We start from the raw sequence: 17,538 nt of genomic DNA on the forward strand, positions 1-17,538 counted from the left end.
TGGACCGGTGCTAGGCGGCGACTCCGGGTTTGTCATCGCCAAACCGGCCGCGCGCCGCCGATTGCGGCGACGCTGTGTCGATTCCGCCACAGCGTTGCCTTGGTTGCCAGCCACTTGGCGTCCCCCTAGAGCAAGGCATCCGGGGCGGACGAGTGAGGGCTGCTTGATACTCCTGTCGCGCTATGAACGCATGATCGCCGGACGCTACCTGCTGCCCGGCAAGGGCGAGCGATTCATCGCGCTGGTCGCGGCGTTCAGCCTGTTCGCGGTGATGCTTGGGGTTGCGGCCCTGGTCATCGTGATGAGCGTGATGAACGGCTTTCGCGCCGAACTGTTCGACAAGATCGTCGGGCTCAACGGCCACGCGGTGGTGCAAGGTTACAACGGTCAGCTGCGCGATTGGCGCTCGGTGCTTGCCGAGACCAAGGCAACCCCCGGAGTCACCAGCGCGACCCCGCTGATCCAGCAGCCGCTGATGGCGACCTTCAACGGACGGGTCGAATTCATGCTGCTGGACGGCATGAGGGTTCAGGATATGCGCGCCAATCCGGCGATCGCGAACAACATCGTCGTCGGCAATCTCGCCAGCATCACGCCGGGCAGCAACCGGGTGGCGATCGGGTCCCGGCTCGCCGAATCGCTCGGCGCCCAAGTCGGCGACCAGATCACGATCTGGAATCCGACGGGCCAGGCGACTCCGTTCGGCACCGTGCCGCGGATGTTGTCCTATACCATCGGCGCGATCTTCACCGTCGGCGTCTACGATTACGACAAGGCCTATGTGCTGATGCCGATCGAGGATGCGCAGACGCTGCTGCTGCTCCCCAGCGACACGGTCGGGATGATCGAGGTCAAGACCAGCGAGCCCGACAAGGTCGGCGACATTCTCCGCCCGCTTGCGGCGAAGGTCGCGGGACGCGCCGTGATCAGCGATTGGCGCCAGATGAATTCGGAGCTGTTCCAGGCGCTCGCGGTCGAGCAGGTCGCGATGTTCGTCATCCTGTGCATCATCATCCTGGTCGCGGCGTTCAACATCGCTTCGTCGCTGATCATGCTGGTTCGCGCCAAGACTCGCGACATCGCGATCCTGCGCACGATGGGCGCGACTCGCGGGGCAATGGTGCGGATCTTCATGACCGTCGGCACCACGATCGGCGCACTTGGGACGGTCGCCGGGCTGATCCTCGGCTTCGTCGCGCTCTATTTCCGCCAGGGCGTGGTCGATCTGGTGCAAAGGGTTTCGGGGCAGAATTTGTGGGATCCTTCGATCCGTTTCCTGACCGAGCTGCCGTCCAAGCCCAACCCCCTCGAAATCGTCGCGGTCGTGGCGATCGCGCTGCTGCTGACCTTCCTCGCCACGCTCTACCCGGCGTTCAAGGCGGCGGGGACCGATCCGGTGCAGGTGCTGCGATATGAATGAGGCAGTTCTCGCCACCACCGGCCTCACGCGCTCGTTCCGCCAGGGCGGCGAAACGATCGAGGTGCTGCGCGGCGTCGATCTCTCGATCGCGCCGGGCGAGATCGTCGCGCTGCTCGGTCCGTCCGGCTCGGGCAAGTCGACTCTGCTCCAGGCGGTCGGGCTGCTCGAAGGCGGGTTCGGGGGGTCGATCCGGATCGCCGGCGTCGAAGTGGCGCAGCAGGATGCGGGCGCGCGGACGACGACACGACGTGATCGGCTCGGCTTCGTCTATCAATTCCATCACTTGCTGCCCGACTTCAATGCGATCGAGAATGTCGTACTGCCGCAATTGGTCCGTGGCGCGGAGCGAAGCGATGCGAACACGCGCGCCGAGGAGCTGCTGACCACGCTCGGCCTCGGCCACCGCCTCACGCACAAGCCCAGCCAGCTGTCTGGCGGCGAGCAACAACGCGTCGCCGTCGCCCGCGCGCTTGCCAATCGCCCGGCGCTGATCCTTGCCGACGAGCCCACCGGCAATCTCGACGAAGCGACCGCGGACATCGTGCTCGCCGAGCTGCTGCGGCTGGTCCGCCAGGAGGGCTCCGCCGCGCTGATCGCCACGCACAACGAGCGCATCGCCGCCAAGATGGACCGCGTGATGCGGCTCCATGAGGGGCGTCTAGGATAAGGGGATGGGGCACATGACCGCGATCACCGATTTTCACGTAAGCGCAGCCAATGGCGAGGATGTCGATCTGAGCGAGTTTGCGGGCAAGGTGCTGCTGGTGGTCAACGTCGCGTCGAAATGCGGGTTTACGCCGCAGTATGAGGGGCTGGAGGCGCTTCACCGCAAATATGCCGACCGCGGATTCGAGGTGCTTGGCTTCCCGTGCAACCAGTTCGGGGCTCAGGAGCCCGGCAACGCCGAGGAGATCGCGACGTTCTGCTCGCTGACCTATGACGTCACCTTTCCGGTGTTCGCCAAGGTGGAGGTCAACGGATCAGGCGCGGACCCGCTCTATGCCGAACTCAAGAAGCAGGCACCCGGTATGCTGGGGTTCGTCGGAATGGACGGCATCAAGTGGAACTTTACGAAGTTCCTCGTCGGACGCGACGGCCAGGTGGTCGAACGCTACGCCCCGACGACCAAGCCTGGGGAGATTGCCGCGGACATCGAGAAGCTGTTGTAGCATGGCCGAGATCGAATCGCTGGCGAGCGAGGAACCGCTCGCAAAGCATGTCCAGCGGCATCGCACCGATCGCCTGATCATGTTGTCCGACGGTATCTTCGCGATCGCGACGACGCTGGCGGCGCTCGAGATCCGCTTGCCCGAGCACCCTGCTTCGTTACAGGCGATGCTCGCCGACAGCGGCCAGAGCCTGGTCGCCTATGCGCTGAGCTTTCTCGTCACAGCCATCTTCTGGATCGCGAACCGCGAACTGTTCGCGCGAGTCCACCGCACCGATAACATCCTGACCGGCCTGTCGCTCGGCTTGCTGTGCGGCATTGCGATCCTGCCGGCGGCGGTGCACGTTTTCTACCAGCCGGGCGGGCTGGCGGTGGGGTTCAAATTCTATTGCCTGGTGATGGTCGTCTGCGGGCTGATGAACTCCGCCATGTGGATCTACGCGTCGGCACGCCCAGGCGTGATGCGCGACGAGGTTACCCGTGCCGAGCGTTGGCGGAGGGCACTGCCGACGCTGATTATGCCGGCGATGTTCTTCATCTGCCTGATCGTGGACAAGACCCATGTCGTCTGGGTGATCGCCCCGGTAGCGCTGTCCGTGTTCGTCCTTCGGCGCATCGTCGCGCCAAGGTTGAGCGCATCGAAAACTGTGGATAGCGCGGCGTAGCGGTTTGCCTCGCGGGGGTGCTGCGTCCATAGCAGGGCCATGCCCCATTCCGGCTACGTGCCCCTTCGGATTTTCTCGTGCTACACGATGCTCGACGGCGCGATCGAGCCCAAAGCGATCGCCAAGGCCGCGCGATCGCTCGGCTTTCCCGCCGCCGCGCTGACCGACCGCAACGGGCTCTATGCCGCGATGCAATTCTCGGACGCGGCGATCGATGCGGGGGTGCAGCCGATCATCGGCACCATGCTGGGGATCGCGCGGCCCGATATCCCCGAGGGCGCGGCGGTCGCGATCGACTGGCTGGCGCTCTACGCGCAGGACGAAGCGGGGTATCTCAACCTCTGCAAGTTGGTCAGCGAGGCGCATCTCGGCCGCCCTCTCGAACAGGCGCCGCATGTTGATCTCGATACGCTGGAAGCGCATGCTGATGGCGTGATCGCGCTGACCGCGGGCGGGGAAGGCGCGCTCGCGCGGCTGTTTGCCGAGGACCAGCCCGACCGGGCTCGCGCTTATTCCGACCGGCTACAGGCAATCTTCGGCGACCGGCTCTACGTCGAGATTTCGCGCCGGTTCGATCCCGTCGAGGGCAAGGCCGAGGCGGAGTTGCTCGAATTGGCCTACGCCCGCGACTTACCGATCGTCGCGACGAATCCGTGCTGCTTCGCCGAGGAGGAGTTTCTGGAAGCGCACGACGCGATGCTGTGCATCGCCTCGTCGAGCTACGTGGCCAGCGACGATCGCCCCAAAAGCTCGCCCGATGCATGGATGAAGCCGGCCAAGGACATGCGCGCGCTGTTCGCCGACCTGCCCGAGGCGATCGCCAACACCCTGGTGATCGCGCAACGCTGTGCGGTCGCGGCGCCCAAGCGCAAGCCGATCCTGCCCAGCTTGGCCGGGGACCGCGAGGCCGAGGCCGAAGCGTTGCGTGCCGACAGCCGCGCGGGGCTCGAAAAGCGCCTCCAGCGGATCGCCGAATTGGGCGGGGCCGGGGAAGAGGGCTGGGACAAGACCTATCGCGACCGGCTCGAGTTCGAGCTCGACGTCATCGTCTCGATGGGGTTTTCGGGCTATTTCCTGATCGTCGCCGACTTCATTCAATGGGCGAAGGCCAACGACATTCCCGTCGGTCCCGGCCGCGGGTCGGGCGCGGGCTCGGTGGTCGCCTGGTCGTTGACGATCACCGATCTCGACCCAATCAAGCTCGGGCTGCTGTTCGAACGTTTCCTCAATCCGGAACGCGTGTCGATGCCCGACTTCGACATCGATTTCTGCGAAACGCGGCGCGGCGAGGTGATCCGCTACGTTCAGGAAAAATATGGCCGGGACACGGTCGCACAGATCATAACGTTCGGAACGATGAAGGCGCGCGCGGTGCTCAAGGACACCGGCCGCGTGCTCCAGATGAGCTACGGCCAGATCGATCGCCTCGCCAAGCTGATCCCTAACCACCCGACCGATCCTTGGACGCTCGACCGCGCGTTGAACGGCGTTAGCGAACTGGCCGCCGAATATCGCGGCGACAAGGACGTGCGGCATTTGCTCGACCTCGCGATGAAGCTGGAGGGGTTGCCGCGTCACAGCTCGACACACGCGGCGGGCGTGGTGATCGGGGACCGCCCGCTCGCCCAGCTGGTGCCGCTCTACCGCGATCCGCGCTCGGACATGCCCGTCACGCAATTCGACATGAAATATGTCGAATATGCCGGCCTCGTGAAATTCGACTTTCTCGGGCTGAAGACGCTGTCGGTGCTCAAGAAGGCGACCCAGTTGCTCGCCAAGCGCGGCATCGCGCTCGACCTCGACGCGCTGACTTGGGACGACGAGCAGGTCTACAAATTGCTCCAGAAGGGCGACACGGTCGGCGTGTTCCAGCTCGAATCGGAAGGGATGCGACGCACGCTGTCGGCGGTTCGCCCGTCCAATTTCGGCGACATCATCGCGCTCGTCTCGCTTTATCGTCCCGGCCCGATGGACAACATTCCGGCGTTCGGCCGCCGCAAGAACGGACAGGAGCCGATCACCTATCCGCACCCGTTACTCGAGCCGATCCTCGCCGAGACCTACGGTATCTTCGTATATCAGGAACAGGTGATGCAGGCGGCGCAGGTGCTGGCCGGCTACAGCCTCGGCGGCGCCGACCTGCTGCGGCGAGCGATGGGCAAGAAGATCAAGGCGGAGATGGACGCGCAGCGTGACCATTTCGTCGCCGGCTGTCTCGAAACCAACCAGATCGACAAGGCGAAGGCCAACGAGTTGTTCAACTTGATCGACAAGTTCGCCGGCTACGGGTTCAACAAGTCGCACGCTGCGGCGTACGCGTTGCTCGCCTATCAGACCGCGTGGCTGAAGGCGCACCATCCGCACGAGTTCTACGCGGCGTCGATGTGCTACGATCTGCATTTGACCGACAAACTCGCGATTTTCGTCGACGACATGCGCCGGCTCGACGTCGCGTTGTTGCCGCCCGACGTGAACCGGAGCCTGGCGGAGTTCGACGTGCAGGAAACCGAGAGCGGACTCGCGGTCCGCTACGCGCTAGCGGCGCTCAAGTCGGTGGGCGAAGGCGCGATGGAGCGGCTGGTCGAGGATCGCGACGTCAACGGAGCGTATGATAGCCTCGACGCTTTCGCGCACCGGGTTGACCCGCGCCTGCTCAACAAGCGCCAGCTCGAAACGCTCGCCGCGGCGGGGGCGTTCGATGGCATCGATCCCAATCGCGCCGGCATCTTCGCTTGCGCTGAAACCATCCTCGCGACAGCGGCGCGAGTCCACGACCAGAAGACCAGCGGGCAGGGCGGGCTGTTCGGCGAGAGCGAAGCGTCGGGCACGCACATCAAGCTGCCGCTGTCGGCGCGCTGGACGCTGGCCGAGCGGATGGAGCAGGAGAAGGAGGCGTTCGGCTTCTATTTCTCGGCACACCCGGTCGATCGTTTTGCCCAACTCGCCAAATTGCATGGGGCGCGTCGTTTCGCCGGTCTCGGCGACATCCAGATCCCCGAGGGCGGCCGTGCCGGCGCGGTGATGGCGGCATTGGTCGAGGAGGCGCGCTGGCGCACATCGGCCAAGGGGCGGCGCTACATGATGGCGACGATGTCCGATCCGTCGGGGCAGTTCGTCGTGACCTGCTTCGACGATTCCGTCGCCGCCGAGTTGGAGGCGGCCGCGCGCAACGGCGGGTGCGGCCTTCTGACGGTCGAACTCGACCGGCGCGCCGGCGAAGAGACGCCGCGAGTCACGGTCAAGCGCATCCAGCCGTTCGAGGGCCTCGCGAACTCGACGCGGATGATGCTTGAGATCGCGATCGACGATATCGCCGCGATCCCCGCGCTCAACGGACTGTTGTCCGAAGCGCGTGGCGCGCGGGGTGAGGTGCGGGTGGTCATCGCCCTGCCGCATGGCGGGACTGCGACCATCTTGCTCGGCCGCGACTTCCTGCTCGACGCCGAACTGACCGACCGCATCGCCACGCTTTCGGGGGTGGTGAGCGCGGACATCGCGATCGCGCCGCCGCAACGGCTTGCGCTGGTCGGCTAGGCGCGGAATACTGCCCGCCACGACAAGCGGGAGAGTAAGATGAGCCTGGGCGCCATGCAGGATTTCGAGTTGCGCGTGATGCGCTTGCTCGATCACGCGGCGCGCGAGCATGGCGGTCGGGAGCTGGTCGGCTATTGGGCCGACGGGCGCGAGACGCGGACCAATTGGGCCGGCATCCACCGCGACGCGAGGAAGCTCGCGCAAAGACTTGAGAAGTGGGGGATCAGGCCGGGCGATCGAGTCGCGACACTGGCGATGAATCATTATCACCATTTGACCGCCTGGTATGGCGCGATCGGGATGGGCGGCGTGATCCACACGATCAATCCGCGGCTGTTCGACGAGCAACTGATCTACATCGCCAATCATGCCGAGGATCGAGTTCTGTTCTACGACAGGCAGTTCCAGCCGCTGGTCGATCGGCTCAAGCCGCAATGGACCTCGATCGAACACTACGTCGCGTTCGACGATCTCGGCTCCGACGGTTTCCAGGCGCTGCTCGACGCCGAGGATGGCGACTATGTCTGGCACGAGGGTTCCGAACGCGACCCGTGCATGATCTGCTATACCAGCGGCACGACGGGCAATCCCAAGGGGGTGCAGTACGAACATCGCTCGACGATGATCCACGCCATGGCCGAAGTCGCCCCCTGGGTGTTCAACCTCAGCCCGCGCGCGGTGGTGCTGCCGGTGGTCCCGCTGTTCCACGCCGCCGCCTGGGGCCTGCCGTTCGCTTGTGCGCTGGCAGGGGCGAAGCTCGTCTATTCGGCGACCAACGAAGCTAACGTGATCTGCCGGTTGATGAACCAGGAGAAGGTCACCCATTCTGCTGGTGTTCCAACAGTTTGGCTGGCGATGTTCCAGCATATTGACGCCACCGGCGAGGCGCCGCAGCACCTTGAGCAAGTGACGATCGGCGGATCGGCTGCGCCGCGCGCAATGATCGAGCGGATCATGGCGATGGGCGTCACCGTCAAGCATCTATGGGGGATGACCGAGACCTCGCCGATCGGCACCGCCGGCACCCCGCCGCCGCACTGGGACGATATGACCCTCGACGAGCAACTCGATCTGGTCAGCAAGCAGGGCCAGATCCCGTTTGGTATCGAATTGCGCGTCCTCGACGATGACGATCGCGTGCAGCCGCGCGACGGGATCAGCTCGGGGCGGCTCCAGGTCCGCGGGCCGTGGGTGGTGAAGCGGTATTTCAAGGCCGAGGCCGACGCGGTCGATGCCGATCAATGGTTCGACACCGGCGATGTCGCGGTGCTCCATCCGGACGGGACGATGCAGATCACCGACCGCGCCAAGGACGTGATCAAGTCGGGCGGCGAGTGGATCAGCTCGGTCGACCTCGAAAATGCAGCCGTCGGCTGCGCGGGCGTGGGTGAAGCGGCGGCGATCGGCGTGTATCACCCGAAATGGGACGAGCGGCCGATCCTGCTCGTCGTGCGCAAACCGGGCAGCGACGTGACCCCGCACGAGATCAACACTCATCTAGCGAAGCACGTCGCCAAATGGTGGCTGCCCGACGAGGTTCTGTTTGTCGACGAATTGCCGCACACCGCGACGGGCAAAATTCTCAAGACCGAGCTTCGCGCGCGATACAAGGATTACAAGCTGGCGAGCGCCGCCTGACTTGCCTTTCGCGCCGCACCGCGTCAGGCTCGTCTAAATGGACATGGTGACGACCGGCAACGCCGGCGAAAATGGCGTGACGTTGGCGGCGCGGCCCGAAGCGCTGCGGCTCGCGCCCCATGAGACTGCTGTGGTCGTGATCGACATGCAGAACGCCTATGCCAGCGAGGGCGGATACGTCGATCTCGCGGGTTTCGACATCGCCGGGGCCGCCGGGACGATCGGCAAGATCGCGACGGTGCTGGAGACGGCGCGATCGGCGGGGGTGCAGGTGGTCTATCTGCAGAACGGCTGGGATGCCGATTACAAGGAAGCGGGCGGGCCGGGGTCGCCCAATTGGCACAAGTCCAACGCGCTCAAGACGATGCGAGGGCGGCCCGAGCTTGCGGGGCAATTGCTCGCGCGCGGCGGCTGGGATTACGAGCTGGTCGACGCGCTCAAGCCGCAGCCCGGCGACATCACGCTCCACAAGACGCGCTACTCCGCCTTCTTTAATTCGCAGCTCGACTCGACGCTGCGCGCGCGCGGCATCCGCAACATCGTGTTCGTAGGCATCGCCACCAACGTCTGCGTCGAAAGCACGCTGCGCGACGGCTTCCACCTCGAATATTTCGGGGTGATGCTGGAGGACGCGACGCACCATCTCGGCCCGCCAGCGATGCAGGACGCGACGGTCTACAATGTCGAAAAATTCTTCGGCTGGGTCAGCACCGTCGCCGATTTTTGCGGCAGTTTCGGCCAGATCGCGCGATGAGCGCCTTGCTCGCTTTTGCTTTTGTTGCTTCAGTGTCAGGCGAGCCCGCGGCAACGCGCTTGGATGCCGCAAAGGCGTATGTCCAGGCGATTTACCGACGCATTCCCGGCAAGTTTAATTATCGCTTGGTGCGATACGTTCCCGAACTACGGCGCTTGATCGAACGCGACGATGCAGCAGCCAAGGGAGAAATTGGGGCGATCGACGCGGTGCCATTCTGCGACTGCCAAGACACCGCGACCAACTATCGCGTCCTTAGAACAAGCGTTGAGTCGACGCCCCGCGGCGGCGCCCGAGTTACGACATTCTTGCGCAACGACAAGGTGGGTCGATTTGTCGTCGATCTCGTTTCCACGCGCGGCCGATGGGCTGTCGCCGATATCCACACGCCAGATATGCCGAGCTTTCTAGCAATGATGCGGCGTGAGGTTTCGCGCGAGGAAAACTTGGCGCGTCCTAGACGCTCGCAGTGAGAAACGGAGAGAATCAGATGCCTTTCGAGCCCATCAACCCGCCGCAATTTCCGACCCCGATCGCGCCCTATTCGGCCGGCGCGAAGGCGGGGAACACCGTCTACGTGTCGGGCGTGCTCGCGCTGGGCGAGGGCGGGGCGGTGCTCCATGTCGGTGACGCCGCGGCGCAGACTCGGCACGTGCTCGAGGTGATCAAGACGACGCTCAAGGCGGCCGGCGCGAGCATGAGCGACGTCGCGATGAACCACATCTTCCTCAAGGACCTGGGCGATTATGCTGCGTTCAACCAGGTGTACGCCGAATATTTTCCGGGCGCGAAGCCAGCCCGCTATTGCATCAAATGCGATCTGGTGAAGCCCGATTGCCTGGTCGAGATCGCCTCGGTCGCGCACATTGGCTGACGCTTCAGGTCAATACGCCCCCCCGGCGAAGGCGGGGGCCCGGCATCGGACCATTCGTAACTGGGCCCCGGCCTTCGCCGGGGAGGCGTAAATGGGACACGCCGGGGGCCTTTACTATGAAGCGCATGGCCCGGCTGACGCGCCGGCGCTAATCCTTTCGGCCGGCTTGGGCGGTTCGGGCGGATATTGGGCGCCCAATCTCTCCGCGCTCGCCGAGCGGCATCGAGTGATCGTCTACGACCATCGCGGCACCGGGAAGAGCGACTCCGCCATCCCGGACCCGATCGCCATCGACGACATGGCGCGCGACGTGATCGCATTGATGGCCAGTATCGGCCTCGATCGCGCCGACTTGATCGGACATGCGCTCGGCGGGATCGTCGGCCTTGCGCTGGCGAGGATCGCGCCCGATCGACTCGACAAGCTGGTCGTGGTCAATGGCTGGGCGAAAACCGACCCAGTGACGCTGCGCTGCTTCGACGCGCGGCTGCATATTCTCAATGACGGCGGCCCGACAGCCTATCTCGCGGCGCAACCGATCTTTCTGTTCCCGGCAAGCTGGATCGCCGAAAACGGCCAACGGCTCGACGGTGAGGCCGCGAGCCACGTCGCCCACTTCCAGCCCGTGGACACGCTCCGCGCCCGCATTGCCGCGATCGCAGCGTTCGACGCGACGCCGTGGATCGCCGATCTTACGACGCCGACGCTAGCGCTCGGCGCACGCGACGACGTCCTTGCGCCGTACACCGCGTCCGAAGCGCTGGCCGCCGCCAACGAAAATTTCGAACTGTCGCTGATGGACTGGGGCGGCCACGCCTGCAACGTCACCGATCCCGATACATTCAACCGCATCGTCCTCGATTTTCTCAGGAGCTAAGCCCATGCAAGTCGGCGTTTTCGTGCCCATCAACAATAATGGCTGGCTGATTTCGGAGAACGCGCCGCAATACATGCCGTCGTTCGACATGAACAAACAGATCGCGCAGGCGGCGGAGAAGCACGGGCTCGATTTCCTGCTGTCGATGATCAAGCTGCGCGGGTTCGGCGGCAAGACCGAGTTTTGGGAATACGGCCTGGAGAGCTTCACGCTGATGGCGGGCCTCGCCGCGGTGACCGAGAAGATCAAGATCTACGCGACGTGCCCGACCTTGGTCATCCCGCCTGCCTTCGCCGCGCGGATGTGCAACACGATCGATTCGATCAGCCACGGGCGGTTCGGGCTCAACCTGATCACCGGCTGGCAGCGGCCCGAATATAGCCAGATGGGGTTGTGGCCCGGCGACGAGCATTTCCGCAACCGCTACCAAATGTTGGATGAATATGCCCGTATCCTACGGGAATTATGGGAAACTGGGCGGAGCGACTTCAAGGGCGAGTACTACCAGATGGATGATTGCCTCGTCCGCCCCAAGCCCGAAGGCGACATGAAAATCATCTGCGCCGGCTCGTCGGACGAGGGGTTGGCGTTCTCGGCCAAATGGGCGGACTATGCCTTCTGTCTGGGCAAGGGCGTCAACACGCCGACCGCGTTCGCCTCGAACAACACCCGCCTCGCGGAAGCGACCGCCAAGACCGGGCGCGACGTGTCGGTGTTCGTCCTAATCATGATCATCGCCGCCGACACCGACGAGGAAGCGATGGCGCGGTGGAAGCACATCAACGCCGGCGTCGACCACGACGCGATCGCCTGGCTCGCCAATCAGGGCGCCGCCGACAAGGTCAATGCCACCACCAACGTCCGCCAACTCGCCGCGCCCGAGGGGGCGGTCAATATCAACATGGGGACGCTGGTCGGGAGTTATGCCAGTATCGCGCGGATGCTCGACGAAATGGCCGAGGTGCCGAATACCGGTGGCGTGCTGCTAACCTTCGACGATTTCATCCAGGGGGTCGAAGATTTCGGGACGAAGATTCAGCCGTTGATGAAGAGTCGGCAGAAGTGACTTGGAAGTTTGACCAAGTGCCGAACACCGCGTGCATTGCGTGCCAGTCGGTGTTTGAAGGGCACCCCGTGCTCATGGTAACGCACTATGAAGACGACCATTCATGGGCATTTTAGATGGTCAGCCGACCGATATGCGCAAAACGCTGGTAGTCGCGATGTCAGAAGTCATAAATTTGCACTCAGATTTAAATGAAATTGCGAACCTTTCTCCCGGTTGGTCTGCCACGCGCGCCGCAGTCGGCGGTCCGTGGTCATTACAGCGGGACGATTGGGCCCAGGAAGAACGGTAACTAAAACAACTCCCCCTGCGCGCCCCTTGGCGGCCGAAACAAGTCGCTACGCACTGCCAATCGTTCCTTGTTCAACCCATGCTTCGTCACCGCGATCTGGAAGCGCGTCCGCAACAACTCCGCCCACGGTCCGCTCCCGCGCATTCGCGTAAAGAAATCGGGGTCGTTGTCGCGGCCGCCGCGGAGCGACTGGATGATCGCCATCACCTTGCCCGCGCGGTCGGGGAAGTGCTCGTCAAGCCAAGCGCGGAACAGCGGGGCGACTTCGTGGGGCAGGCGGACGGGGAGGAAGAACACGCCGCGCGCGCCGCTCTCTGCCGCGCGCTCGACGATATGCTCGATCTCGTGATCGGTAATCGCCGGAATGACGGGGGCGATCGAGACGTGGACGGGGATGCCGGCATCGGCCAAGCGCCGCACCGCGGTCAGCCGGCGTTCGGGGTGTGGCGCGCGCGGTTCCACGGTGCGCGCCACCTTGGCGTCAAGCGAGGTGATCGACAGTGCCACCGACGCGAGTCCCTTTCGCGCCATCGGCTCGAGCAGATCGATATCGCGCACCACGCGATCCGACTTGGTGGTGATCGTCAGCGGATGGTCGGTCTCGGCCAGCACCTTTATGCACTCGCGCGTGATCCGCCACTGCGCCTCGATCGGCTGGTACGGATCGGTGTTGGTGCCGAACGCGATCGGGCGGCAGACATAGCCGCGCTTCGACAATTCCTCGCGGAGCAATTGCGGCGCGGTCGGCTTGGCGAACAGCTTGCTTTCGAAATCGAGCCCCGGCGACAGATCGTGATACGCGTGGCTCGGTCGCGCGAAGCAATAGATGCAACCGTGCTCGCAACCCCGGTAGGGGTTGATCGAGCGGTCGAAACCGATGTCGGGCGACTGGTTGCGCGTGATGATCGTGCGCGGCGTCTCGACCGTCACGGTCGTCCGCAGCGGGGGAGGGGCGCCGTCGATCCAGTCCTGCGCGTCGAGCCAATCGCCATCGGCCTCGCGCTCGGCCAGACCGAAGCGCGTGCTCTCGCGATTATGCGTCGCGCCGCGAACGGGACGGGCCTTTGCCATTGCCACGGCGTATCGTGCGCGGTAGAACATAGCAAGAACATTGGAGGTGGATATGGCGAAGCTCAATTACGTCGAACTGCCGGTGCAAAGCACCGAAACGACCAAGGCGTTCTTTTCGGCCGCGTTCGGCTGGAGCTTCACCGATTTCGGCGGCGATTATGCGGCGACGATGACCGGCGAGACCGACCTCGGGCTCAACGGCGACCGCTCGCAATGGACGTCCGCACCACTGGCGGTGATCGAGGTCGACGATCTGGAGGCGGCGGAGGCCGCAGTGACCGCGGCGGGCGGCACGATCAGCCAGCCGATCTTCGCCTTCCCCGGCGGCCGGCGCTTTCATTTTCGCGACCCCAACGGCAACGAACTGGCTGCGATGCAGCAGGTGCCGTCGAGCGCCGAATGACGTTGAACATCCGCCTCCGCTGCGGAATAACGGCGCGGCACAATGCGTTGCTACAAAGGGGGGCATATGTTGGTTAGACTTATCTTGGCCGCAGCGGCGATCTTCGCCGCGGCGCCGGCGATGGCGGCGGATCGCATCGTCGATGTCAGCAGCATTGAGAATGTCGCCGCATTGATGCGCGAGGCGGGTTACAAGGCGGAGATCAAGGTCGGCAAGAACGGCGACAGCTATATCGAGAGCGGGATCGGCGGGAACGGATTTCAGGTCAATTTTTACGGCTGCAAGGACAAGGTCGGGTGCGACTCGTTGCAGTTCTACAGCTGGTACAAGAAAGAGCCGTTTTTCACCGTCGCGATGGCGAACGAGTGGAACGCCGGCAGGCGGTTTCTCAAAGTCGCGATCGATAGCGACGGCGATCTCTCGGAATTTCTCGATGTGTCCTGTCTCGGCAAGATGACGTTCGATAACTTCAAGGACTATATCGATTGGTACGGCTCGACGGACGCTTATCTGATCAAGTTCATCGCCGAAAAGCGCGACGCGGCTACGCCGGGAAAGAAGTGATCTAGCGCTCGGTAAGCCGTGGCATCAACTCGACGAAATTGCAGGGGCGAAAACGGCTGTCGAGCTGATCGCGGAGGATTCCGTCCCACGCATCCTTCACCGCCCCGGTCGATCCGGGCAACGCGAAGATGTACGTGCCGCCGGCGACGCACGCACACGCGCGCGATTGGATCGTCGAGGTGCCGATTGTCTGGTAGCTTTGCCAGCGGAACAGTTCGCCGAACCCGGGGATCATCTTCTCGGCGACCGCTTCGATCGCTTCGGGGGTAACGTCGCGGCCGGTCACGCCGGTGCCGCCGGTGGTCAGGATCGCGTCGATCTCGGCGTCGGCGATCCAGGTCGCGAGGCGTTCGATGATGGCATCGAGGTCGTCGCGCTCGATCGCGCGGTCGGCGAGCACGTGCCCGGCCGCCGTCAGCCGCTCGACCAGCGTATCGCCCGATTTGTCGTCAGCCGGTCCGCGTGTATCGGATACCGTCAGGACGGCTGTCCGGACGGGAATGAATTGCCGCGCTTCATCGATCGGCATATCTCGGTCCTCACCCTTCCGACACTTCGCGCCACCCTCCTCTCCCGTCGGGAGAGGGAAGGGGCCCCATCGCCATTAGGCGATGGGAAGGGTGAGGACAGACAAAAAACTACTTAGCGGCAGTCAGCCGAACCACGCTCGGCCCCGGCAGCCCGGGGAATTTCGGCCACAACCCTTCTGCCAGCGCGGCTCGGCTCGGCGACTCGCGGCGGCCTTCCTTGGCTTCGTACATCCAGTAATTGCGCATCACCGTCGTCACGTAGCCGCGGGTCTCCCAATAAGGGATCGATTCGATGTAGAGCAGAGGATCGCCGCCATCCTTCACGATCGCGTTCCACTCGGCGACCGGTACCGGGCCGGCATTGTACGCCGCCATCACCTTGATCAGCGACCCGCCGGTGAAGCTTTGCGTGCTCAGCCGCTCGAGCGTGCGTTGGCCGACTGCCATGTTGACCGACGGCAAAGCGAGCTGCGTGCGCTCGACGGTGATGCCGCGTTCGCGCGCATAATCGACCGCCGCCGCCGGCATGATCTGCATCAGGCCGTACGCCCCCGCCGGGCTGATCACGTCCTTGCGGAACCGCGATTCCTGGAGCGCGTGGGCGTAGACCAAAGCCCTGTCGACCTTCCATCCGCCATCGGGCGCCCATTTCGGCGCGGGGAATCGCGCGATCGTCGGCGGCGTGGTGCCTTGCGGGCAATTGTTGCCGAGCCACATCAAAGTCTCGGGCAGGTTGAGCGTGTCGGTCAGGCGAACGAGCGCGGCATATTCGCTCGCGGGCCCGATCTTGGCCTGCTGCTTGAGAACGTCGTCGGCGAGGTCGGTCTCGCCGATTTCGACCAGAGCCGCGGCGACTCGGATATTGGGGCGGTTCTGGAGCTTGTCCCAATCGGCGAGCATCAGTTCGTCGGTCGGGCGTTGCGTTTCCTTGATGCCGAGCTGCTGACGCGCGAGCATGCCATAGAAGGTCTCGTCGAGCTGCGCCGCATTCTTGAGACGCCCCTCGACCAGTTGCGGCTTGCCGCACTTCATGTCGGCGCGCGACGCCCAGTAAAGTCCCGCCGCGCGCAACTCGATGTCGCTCGCGCGCGCCGCGACCGCGGTGAAGGCGTCGCTCGCGGCAGTGCAATCGCCCTGGCGCCACGCAGCGAGCCCGCCGACCCATTCGCCCTGGACCGCCCAGTCACCGCTGCCGATCTGTGCCTTGGCGGCCATCATCCGCGCGTTGGCGTCGTCGCCCTGCAGGAAATAGATCCACGCGACTCGCTGCTGCCATTCGATCTGCGCTTCGGGGGTGAGGTTGGGGGTCGCTTCGAGCAAAGCCTGCGCCTCGGCGCCCCTGTCGTCCTTGATCAGCGGCTGCATCTTGAGCGCGAGGTCGGCAGCGACGAGGTCGAGCTTGGTCGCCTTGGCGCGCCCGCGTGTCGAGGCACCGTTGACCCAGATGAGCCGCTGCGCCTGCGGTAGCGCCGGCGCGACGACGCCACGCGACGCCAGGATGCGGGCGAGCGCCGGCGCTTCGGGCAGTTCGGGCGCGTTGGCCAGCACTTGGAGCAACGGATCGCTGTCGACCTTTGGCGAGCCCTTGGCGAGGTAGAGTTCGGCTGCGGCGATCGAGTGAAGCGGGCCGGGTTTCATCGCGGTCAGCTGAATCTGCGCGTCGGCCCAGCGCTGCTCATGGATCGCCTTGAATACCGCGGCGTAGCCCGCGCGCTGATCCGAATCGAGTTGCGACGGGATGCCGCGAGTCATCACGGCGGCGCCGCCGGGCGGGTCGCCAGCGGCGAACGCCGGGGCGGCAAGCACCGGTGCCAGCGCCAGCGCAGTGGCGGCCAGAAAACGCGCTAATCTCACTTCAATCCCCCGATCAGCAACTTGAGGTCCCTCCAGGCGTCGGCCTTCGCCGCAGGCCGCTCCAACAGGAAGCGCGGGTGAAAGCTCGCCACGACCTCACTTGTCCCGCTATCATGATTAACGGCGCGTAAACTTCCACGGGCATTGGCGACATCCAGCCCCGTGATCGCACGGCTCGCCGCATTGCCGAGCGCGAGCACGCGCTTCGGCGCCGCAAGCGACAGATGATGACGGATCAGCGCCTCGAGCGATTGCGCCGCCTCATCGGTCACGCGGCCGGCGGGCGGACGCTTGACCGCGAGCGCGGCGAGATAGATCGATTGCCGGTCGCGGCCGATCGCGGCGAGCATGCGATCGAACAATCGTCCGGCGCTCCCCGACAGCAACGCACCCGCCGCGTCGTCCTCGCGATCGGGCATGTCGACCACGATCATCAGGCCGGTCGCCGCATCGCCTTGGGTGCCCAGCGCCTTGCCCGGCCATCCGGCCTCGGGCGCCGCCGCGCCGATCCGCCACGCGGCGAATTCGGCGAGTGTCTCGGGTAGTCTCGTCGCTTCGGCCGCGGCTTCGCGCACGGCGGCCGGAAGCTTCTCGGCCGCCGGCATCCGCGCCAGCCAGTCGCGCGGCGCTTCGTCGATCTCGCAATCGACCCCCGCGTCGCGCCACCATTCGAGCGCGCTCGCGACGCTCAAGCGCCAATCGCTGTGCTGGTCCGCCCCCATGTCGCGCCCATAGACTCGATAGTTGACGGCGGGGTCAATTCACGGGCACCGCTTTGGGGGACGAGCCGTTGTCGTCGCGCGATGACTGGCGCCGAGGAGGAGTGGG

17 protein-coding genes are annotated in these 17,538 nt (G+C 64.7%); 13 read left to right on the forward strand and 4 right to left on the reverse strand.

Annotated features, from left to right (window positions below):
* Positions 1–166: 166 nt before the first annotated feature.
* From VH326_RS03955 to rutA, 11 genes are all read left to right on the forward strand, one after another.
* Positions 167–1,420: a lipoprotein-releasing ABC transporter permease subunit gene (locus VH326_RS03955; protein ID WP_329630789.1), complete on the forward strand. Its 1,254-nt coding sequence runs from the start codon at positions 167–169 to the stop codon at positions 1,418–1,420.
* Positions 1,413–2,087 carry an ABC transporter ATP-binding protein gene (locus tag VH326_RS03960; RefSeq protein WP_329630490.1) on the forward strand — a complete coding sequence of 225 codons (675 nt, stop codon included), beginning with the start codon at positions 1,413–1,415 and terminating at the stop codon, positions 2,085–2,087. The genes VH326_RS03955 and VH326_RS03960 overlap by 8 nt, the downstream gene beginning before the upstream one ends.
* Before the next feature lie 13 nt (positions 2,088–2,100).
* Positions 2,101–2,589, forward strand: coding sequence for a glutathione peroxidase (locus tag VH326_RS03965; RefSeq protein WP_329630491.1), 489 nt, complete (start codon positions 2,101–2,103; stop codon positions 2,587–2,589).
* A 1-nt stretch (position 2,590) separates the two neighbouring features.
* A complete protein-coding gene (locus tag VH326_RS03970) occupies positions 2,591–3,253 on the forward strand; it encodes a TMEM175 family protein (RefSeq protein ID WP_329630492.1) in 663 nt (220 codons plus the stop codon).
* Positions 3,254–3,292: 39 nt separating this feature from the next.
* A complete protein-coding gene (dnaE, locus tag VH326_RS03975) occupies positions 3,293–6,787 on the forward strand; it encodes a DNA polymerase III subunit alpha (RefSeq protein WP_329630493.1) in 3,495 nt (1,164 codons plus the stop codon).
* A gap of 39 nt (positions 6,788–6,826) precedes the next feature.
* The gene (locus VH326_RS03980) at positions 6,827–8,425 is read left to right on the forward strand and encodes a long-chain fatty acid--CoA ligase (protein ID WP_329630494.1); all 1,599 of its coding nucleotides are present in this window, start codon (positions 6,827–6,829) and stop codon (positions 8,423–8,425) included.
* Positions 8,426–8,462: 37 nt separating this feature from the next.
* Positions 8,463–9,179, forward strand: coding sequence for a pyrimidine utilization protein B (rutB, locus tag VH326_RS03985; RefSeq protein WP_329630495.1), 717 nt, complete (start codon positions 8,463–8,465; stop codon positions 9,177–9,179).
* A complete protein-coding gene (locus VH326_RS03990; protein ID WP_329630496.1) occupies positions 9,176–9,652 on the forward strand; it encodes a hypothetical protein in 477 nt (158 codons plus the stop codon). The genes rutB and VH326_RS03990 overlap by 4 nt, the downstream gene beginning before the upstream one ends.
* Positions 9,653–9,669: 17 nt before the next feature.
* Positions 9,670–10,053, forward strand: coding sequence for a pyrimidine utilization protein C (gene rutC / locus VH326_RS03995; protein WP_329630497.1), 384 nt, complete (start codon positions 9,670–9,672; stop codon positions 10,051–10,053).
* A gap of 91 nt (positions 10,054–10,144) precedes the next feature.
* Positions 10,145–10,930 (forward strand): pyrimidine utilization protein D, encoded by a 786-nt coding sequence (gene rutD, locus VH326_RS04000; RefSeq protein WP_329630498.1) that lies wholly within the window; start codon positions 10,145–10,147, stop codon positions 10,928–10,930.
* Positions 10,931–10,934: 4 nt separating this feature from the next.
* Positions 10,935–11,996 carry a pyrimidine utilization protein A gene (gene rutA / locus VH326_RS04005; RefSeq protein WP_329630499.1) on the forward strand — a complete coding sequence of 354 codons (1,062 nt, stop codon included), beginning with the start codon at positions 10,935–10,937 and terminating at the stop codon, positions 11,994–11,996.
* Positions 11,997–12,288: 292 nt separating this feature from the next.
* On the opposite strand, the gene VH326_RS04010 is transcribed toward rutA, so the two are convergent.
* A complete protein-coding gene (locus VH326_RS04010; protein WP_329630500.1) occupies positions 12,289–13,359 on the reverse strand; it encodes a PA0069 family radical SAM protein in 1,071 nt (356 codons plus the stop codon).
* Between the two features lie 52 nt (positions 13,360–13,411).
* On the opposite strand from VH326_RS04010, the gene VH326_RS04015 reads away from it, so the two are divergent.
* Positions 13,412–13,762 (forward strand): VOC family protein, encoded by a 351-nt coding sequence (locus VH326_RS04015; RefSeq protein WP_329630501.1) that lies wholly within the window; start codon positions 13,412–13,414, stop codon positions 13,760–13,762.
* 66 nt (positions 13,763–13,828) lie between these two features.
* Positions 13,829–14,326 carry a YbjN domain-containing protein gene (locus VH326_RS04020; protein WP_329630502.1) on the forward strand — a complete coding sequence of 166 codons (498 nt, stop codon included), beginning with the start codon at positions 13,829–13,831 and terminating at the stop codon, positions 14,324–14,326.
* A 1-nt stretch (position 14,327) separates the two neighbouring features.
* Here VH326_RS04020 and moaB read toward each other — a convergent pair whose 3' ends face one another.
* The 3 genes from moaB to VH326_RS04035 form a co-directional block, all read right to left on the reverse strand.
* A complete protein-coding gene (moaB, locus tag VH326_RS04025) occupies positions 14,328–14,855 on the reverse strand; it encodes a molybdenum cofactor biosynthesis protein B (protein WP_329630503.1) in 528 nt (175 codons plus the stop codon).
* A gap of 109 nt (positions 14,856–14,964) precedes the next feature.
* Complete coding sequence (locus tag VH326_RS04030) at positions 14,965–16,710, reverse strand: lytic transglycosylase domain-containing protein (protein WP_329630504.1); 1,746 nt, start codon at positions 16,708–16,710, stop codon at positions 14,965–14,967.
* Positions 16,707–17,432 carry a uracil-DNA glycosylase gene (locus VH326_RS04035; RefSeq protein WP_329630505.1) on the reverse strand — a complete coding sequence of 242 codons (726 nt, stop codon included), beginning with the start codon at positions 17,430–17,432 and terminating at the stop codon, positions 16,707–16,709. The genes VH326_RS04030 and VH326_RS04035 overlap by 4 nt, the downstream gene beginning before the upstream one ends.
* Between the last annotated feature and the right edge of the window lie 106 nt (positions 17,433–17,538).

Source organism: Sphingomonas sp. (assembly GCF_036269755.1).
In the GTDB taxonomy this organism is placed as follows: domain Bacteria; phylum Pseudomonadota; class Alphaproteobacteria; order Sphingomonadales; family Sphingomonadaceae; genus Sphingomonas.

Bases quoted from the DNA above. Each gene is read 5' to 3' on its own strand.
- VH326_RS03960 (WP_329630490.1), top strand. From the start codon at position 1,413: ATGAATGAGGCAGTTCTCGCCACCACCGGCCTCACGCGCTCGTTCCGC.
- VH326_RS03990 (WP_329630496.1), top strand. From the start codon at position 9,176: ATGAGCGCCTTGCTCGCTTTTGCTTTTGTTGCTTCAGTGTCAGGCGAG.
- VH326_RS04010 (WP_329630500.1), bottom strand. From the start codon at position 13,359: ATGGCAAAGGCCCGTCCCGTTCGCGGCGCGACGCATAATCGCGAGAGC.
- rutD (WP_329630498.1), top strand. From the start codon at position 10,145: ATGGGACACGCCGGGGGCCTTTACTATGAAGCGCATGGCCCGGCTGAC.
- VH326_RS03965 (WP_329630491.1), top strand. From the start codon at position 2,101: ATGACCGCGATCACCGATTTTCACGTAAGCGCAGCCAATGGCGAGGAT.
- VH326_RS04020 (WP_329630502.1), top strand. From the start codon at position 13,829: ATGTTGGTTAGACTTATCTTGGCCGCAGCGGCGATCTTCGCCGCGGCG.
- VH326_RS04015 (WP_329630501.1), top strand. From the start codon at position 13,412: ATGGCGAAGCTCAATTACGTCGAACTGCCGGTGCAAAGCACCGAAACG.
- VH326_RS04035 (WP_329630505.1), bottom strand. From the start codon at position 17,432: ATGGGGGCGGACCAGCACAGCGATTGGCGCTTGAGCGTCGCGAGCGCG.
- rutB (WP_329630495.1), top strand. From the start codon at position 8,463: ATGGACATGGTGACGACCGGCAACGCCGGCGAAAATGGCGTGACGTTG.
- VH326_RS03970 (WP_329630492.1), top strand. From the start codon at position 2,591: ATGGCCGAGATCGAATCGCTGGCGAGCGAGGAACCGCTCGCAAAGCAT.
- VH326_RS03980 (WP_329630494.1), top strand. From the start codon at position 6,827: ATGAGCCTGGGCGCCATGCAGGATTTCGAGTTGCGCGTGATGCGCTTG.
- dnaE (WP_329630493.1), top strand. From the start codon at position 3,293: ATGCCCCATTCCGGCTACGTGCCCCTTCGGATTTTCTCGTGCTACACG.
- rutA (WP_329630499.1), top strand. From the start codon at position 10,935: ATGCAAGTCGGCGTTTTCGTGCCCATCAACAATAATGGCTGGCTGATT.
- moaB (WP_329630503.1), bottom strand. From the start codon at position 14,855: ATGCCGATCGATGAAGCGCGGCAATTCATTCCCGTCCGGACAGCCGTC.
- rutC (WP_329630497.1), top strand. From the start codon at position 9,670: ATGCCTTTCGAGCCCATCAACCCGCCGCAATTTCCGACCCCGATCGCG.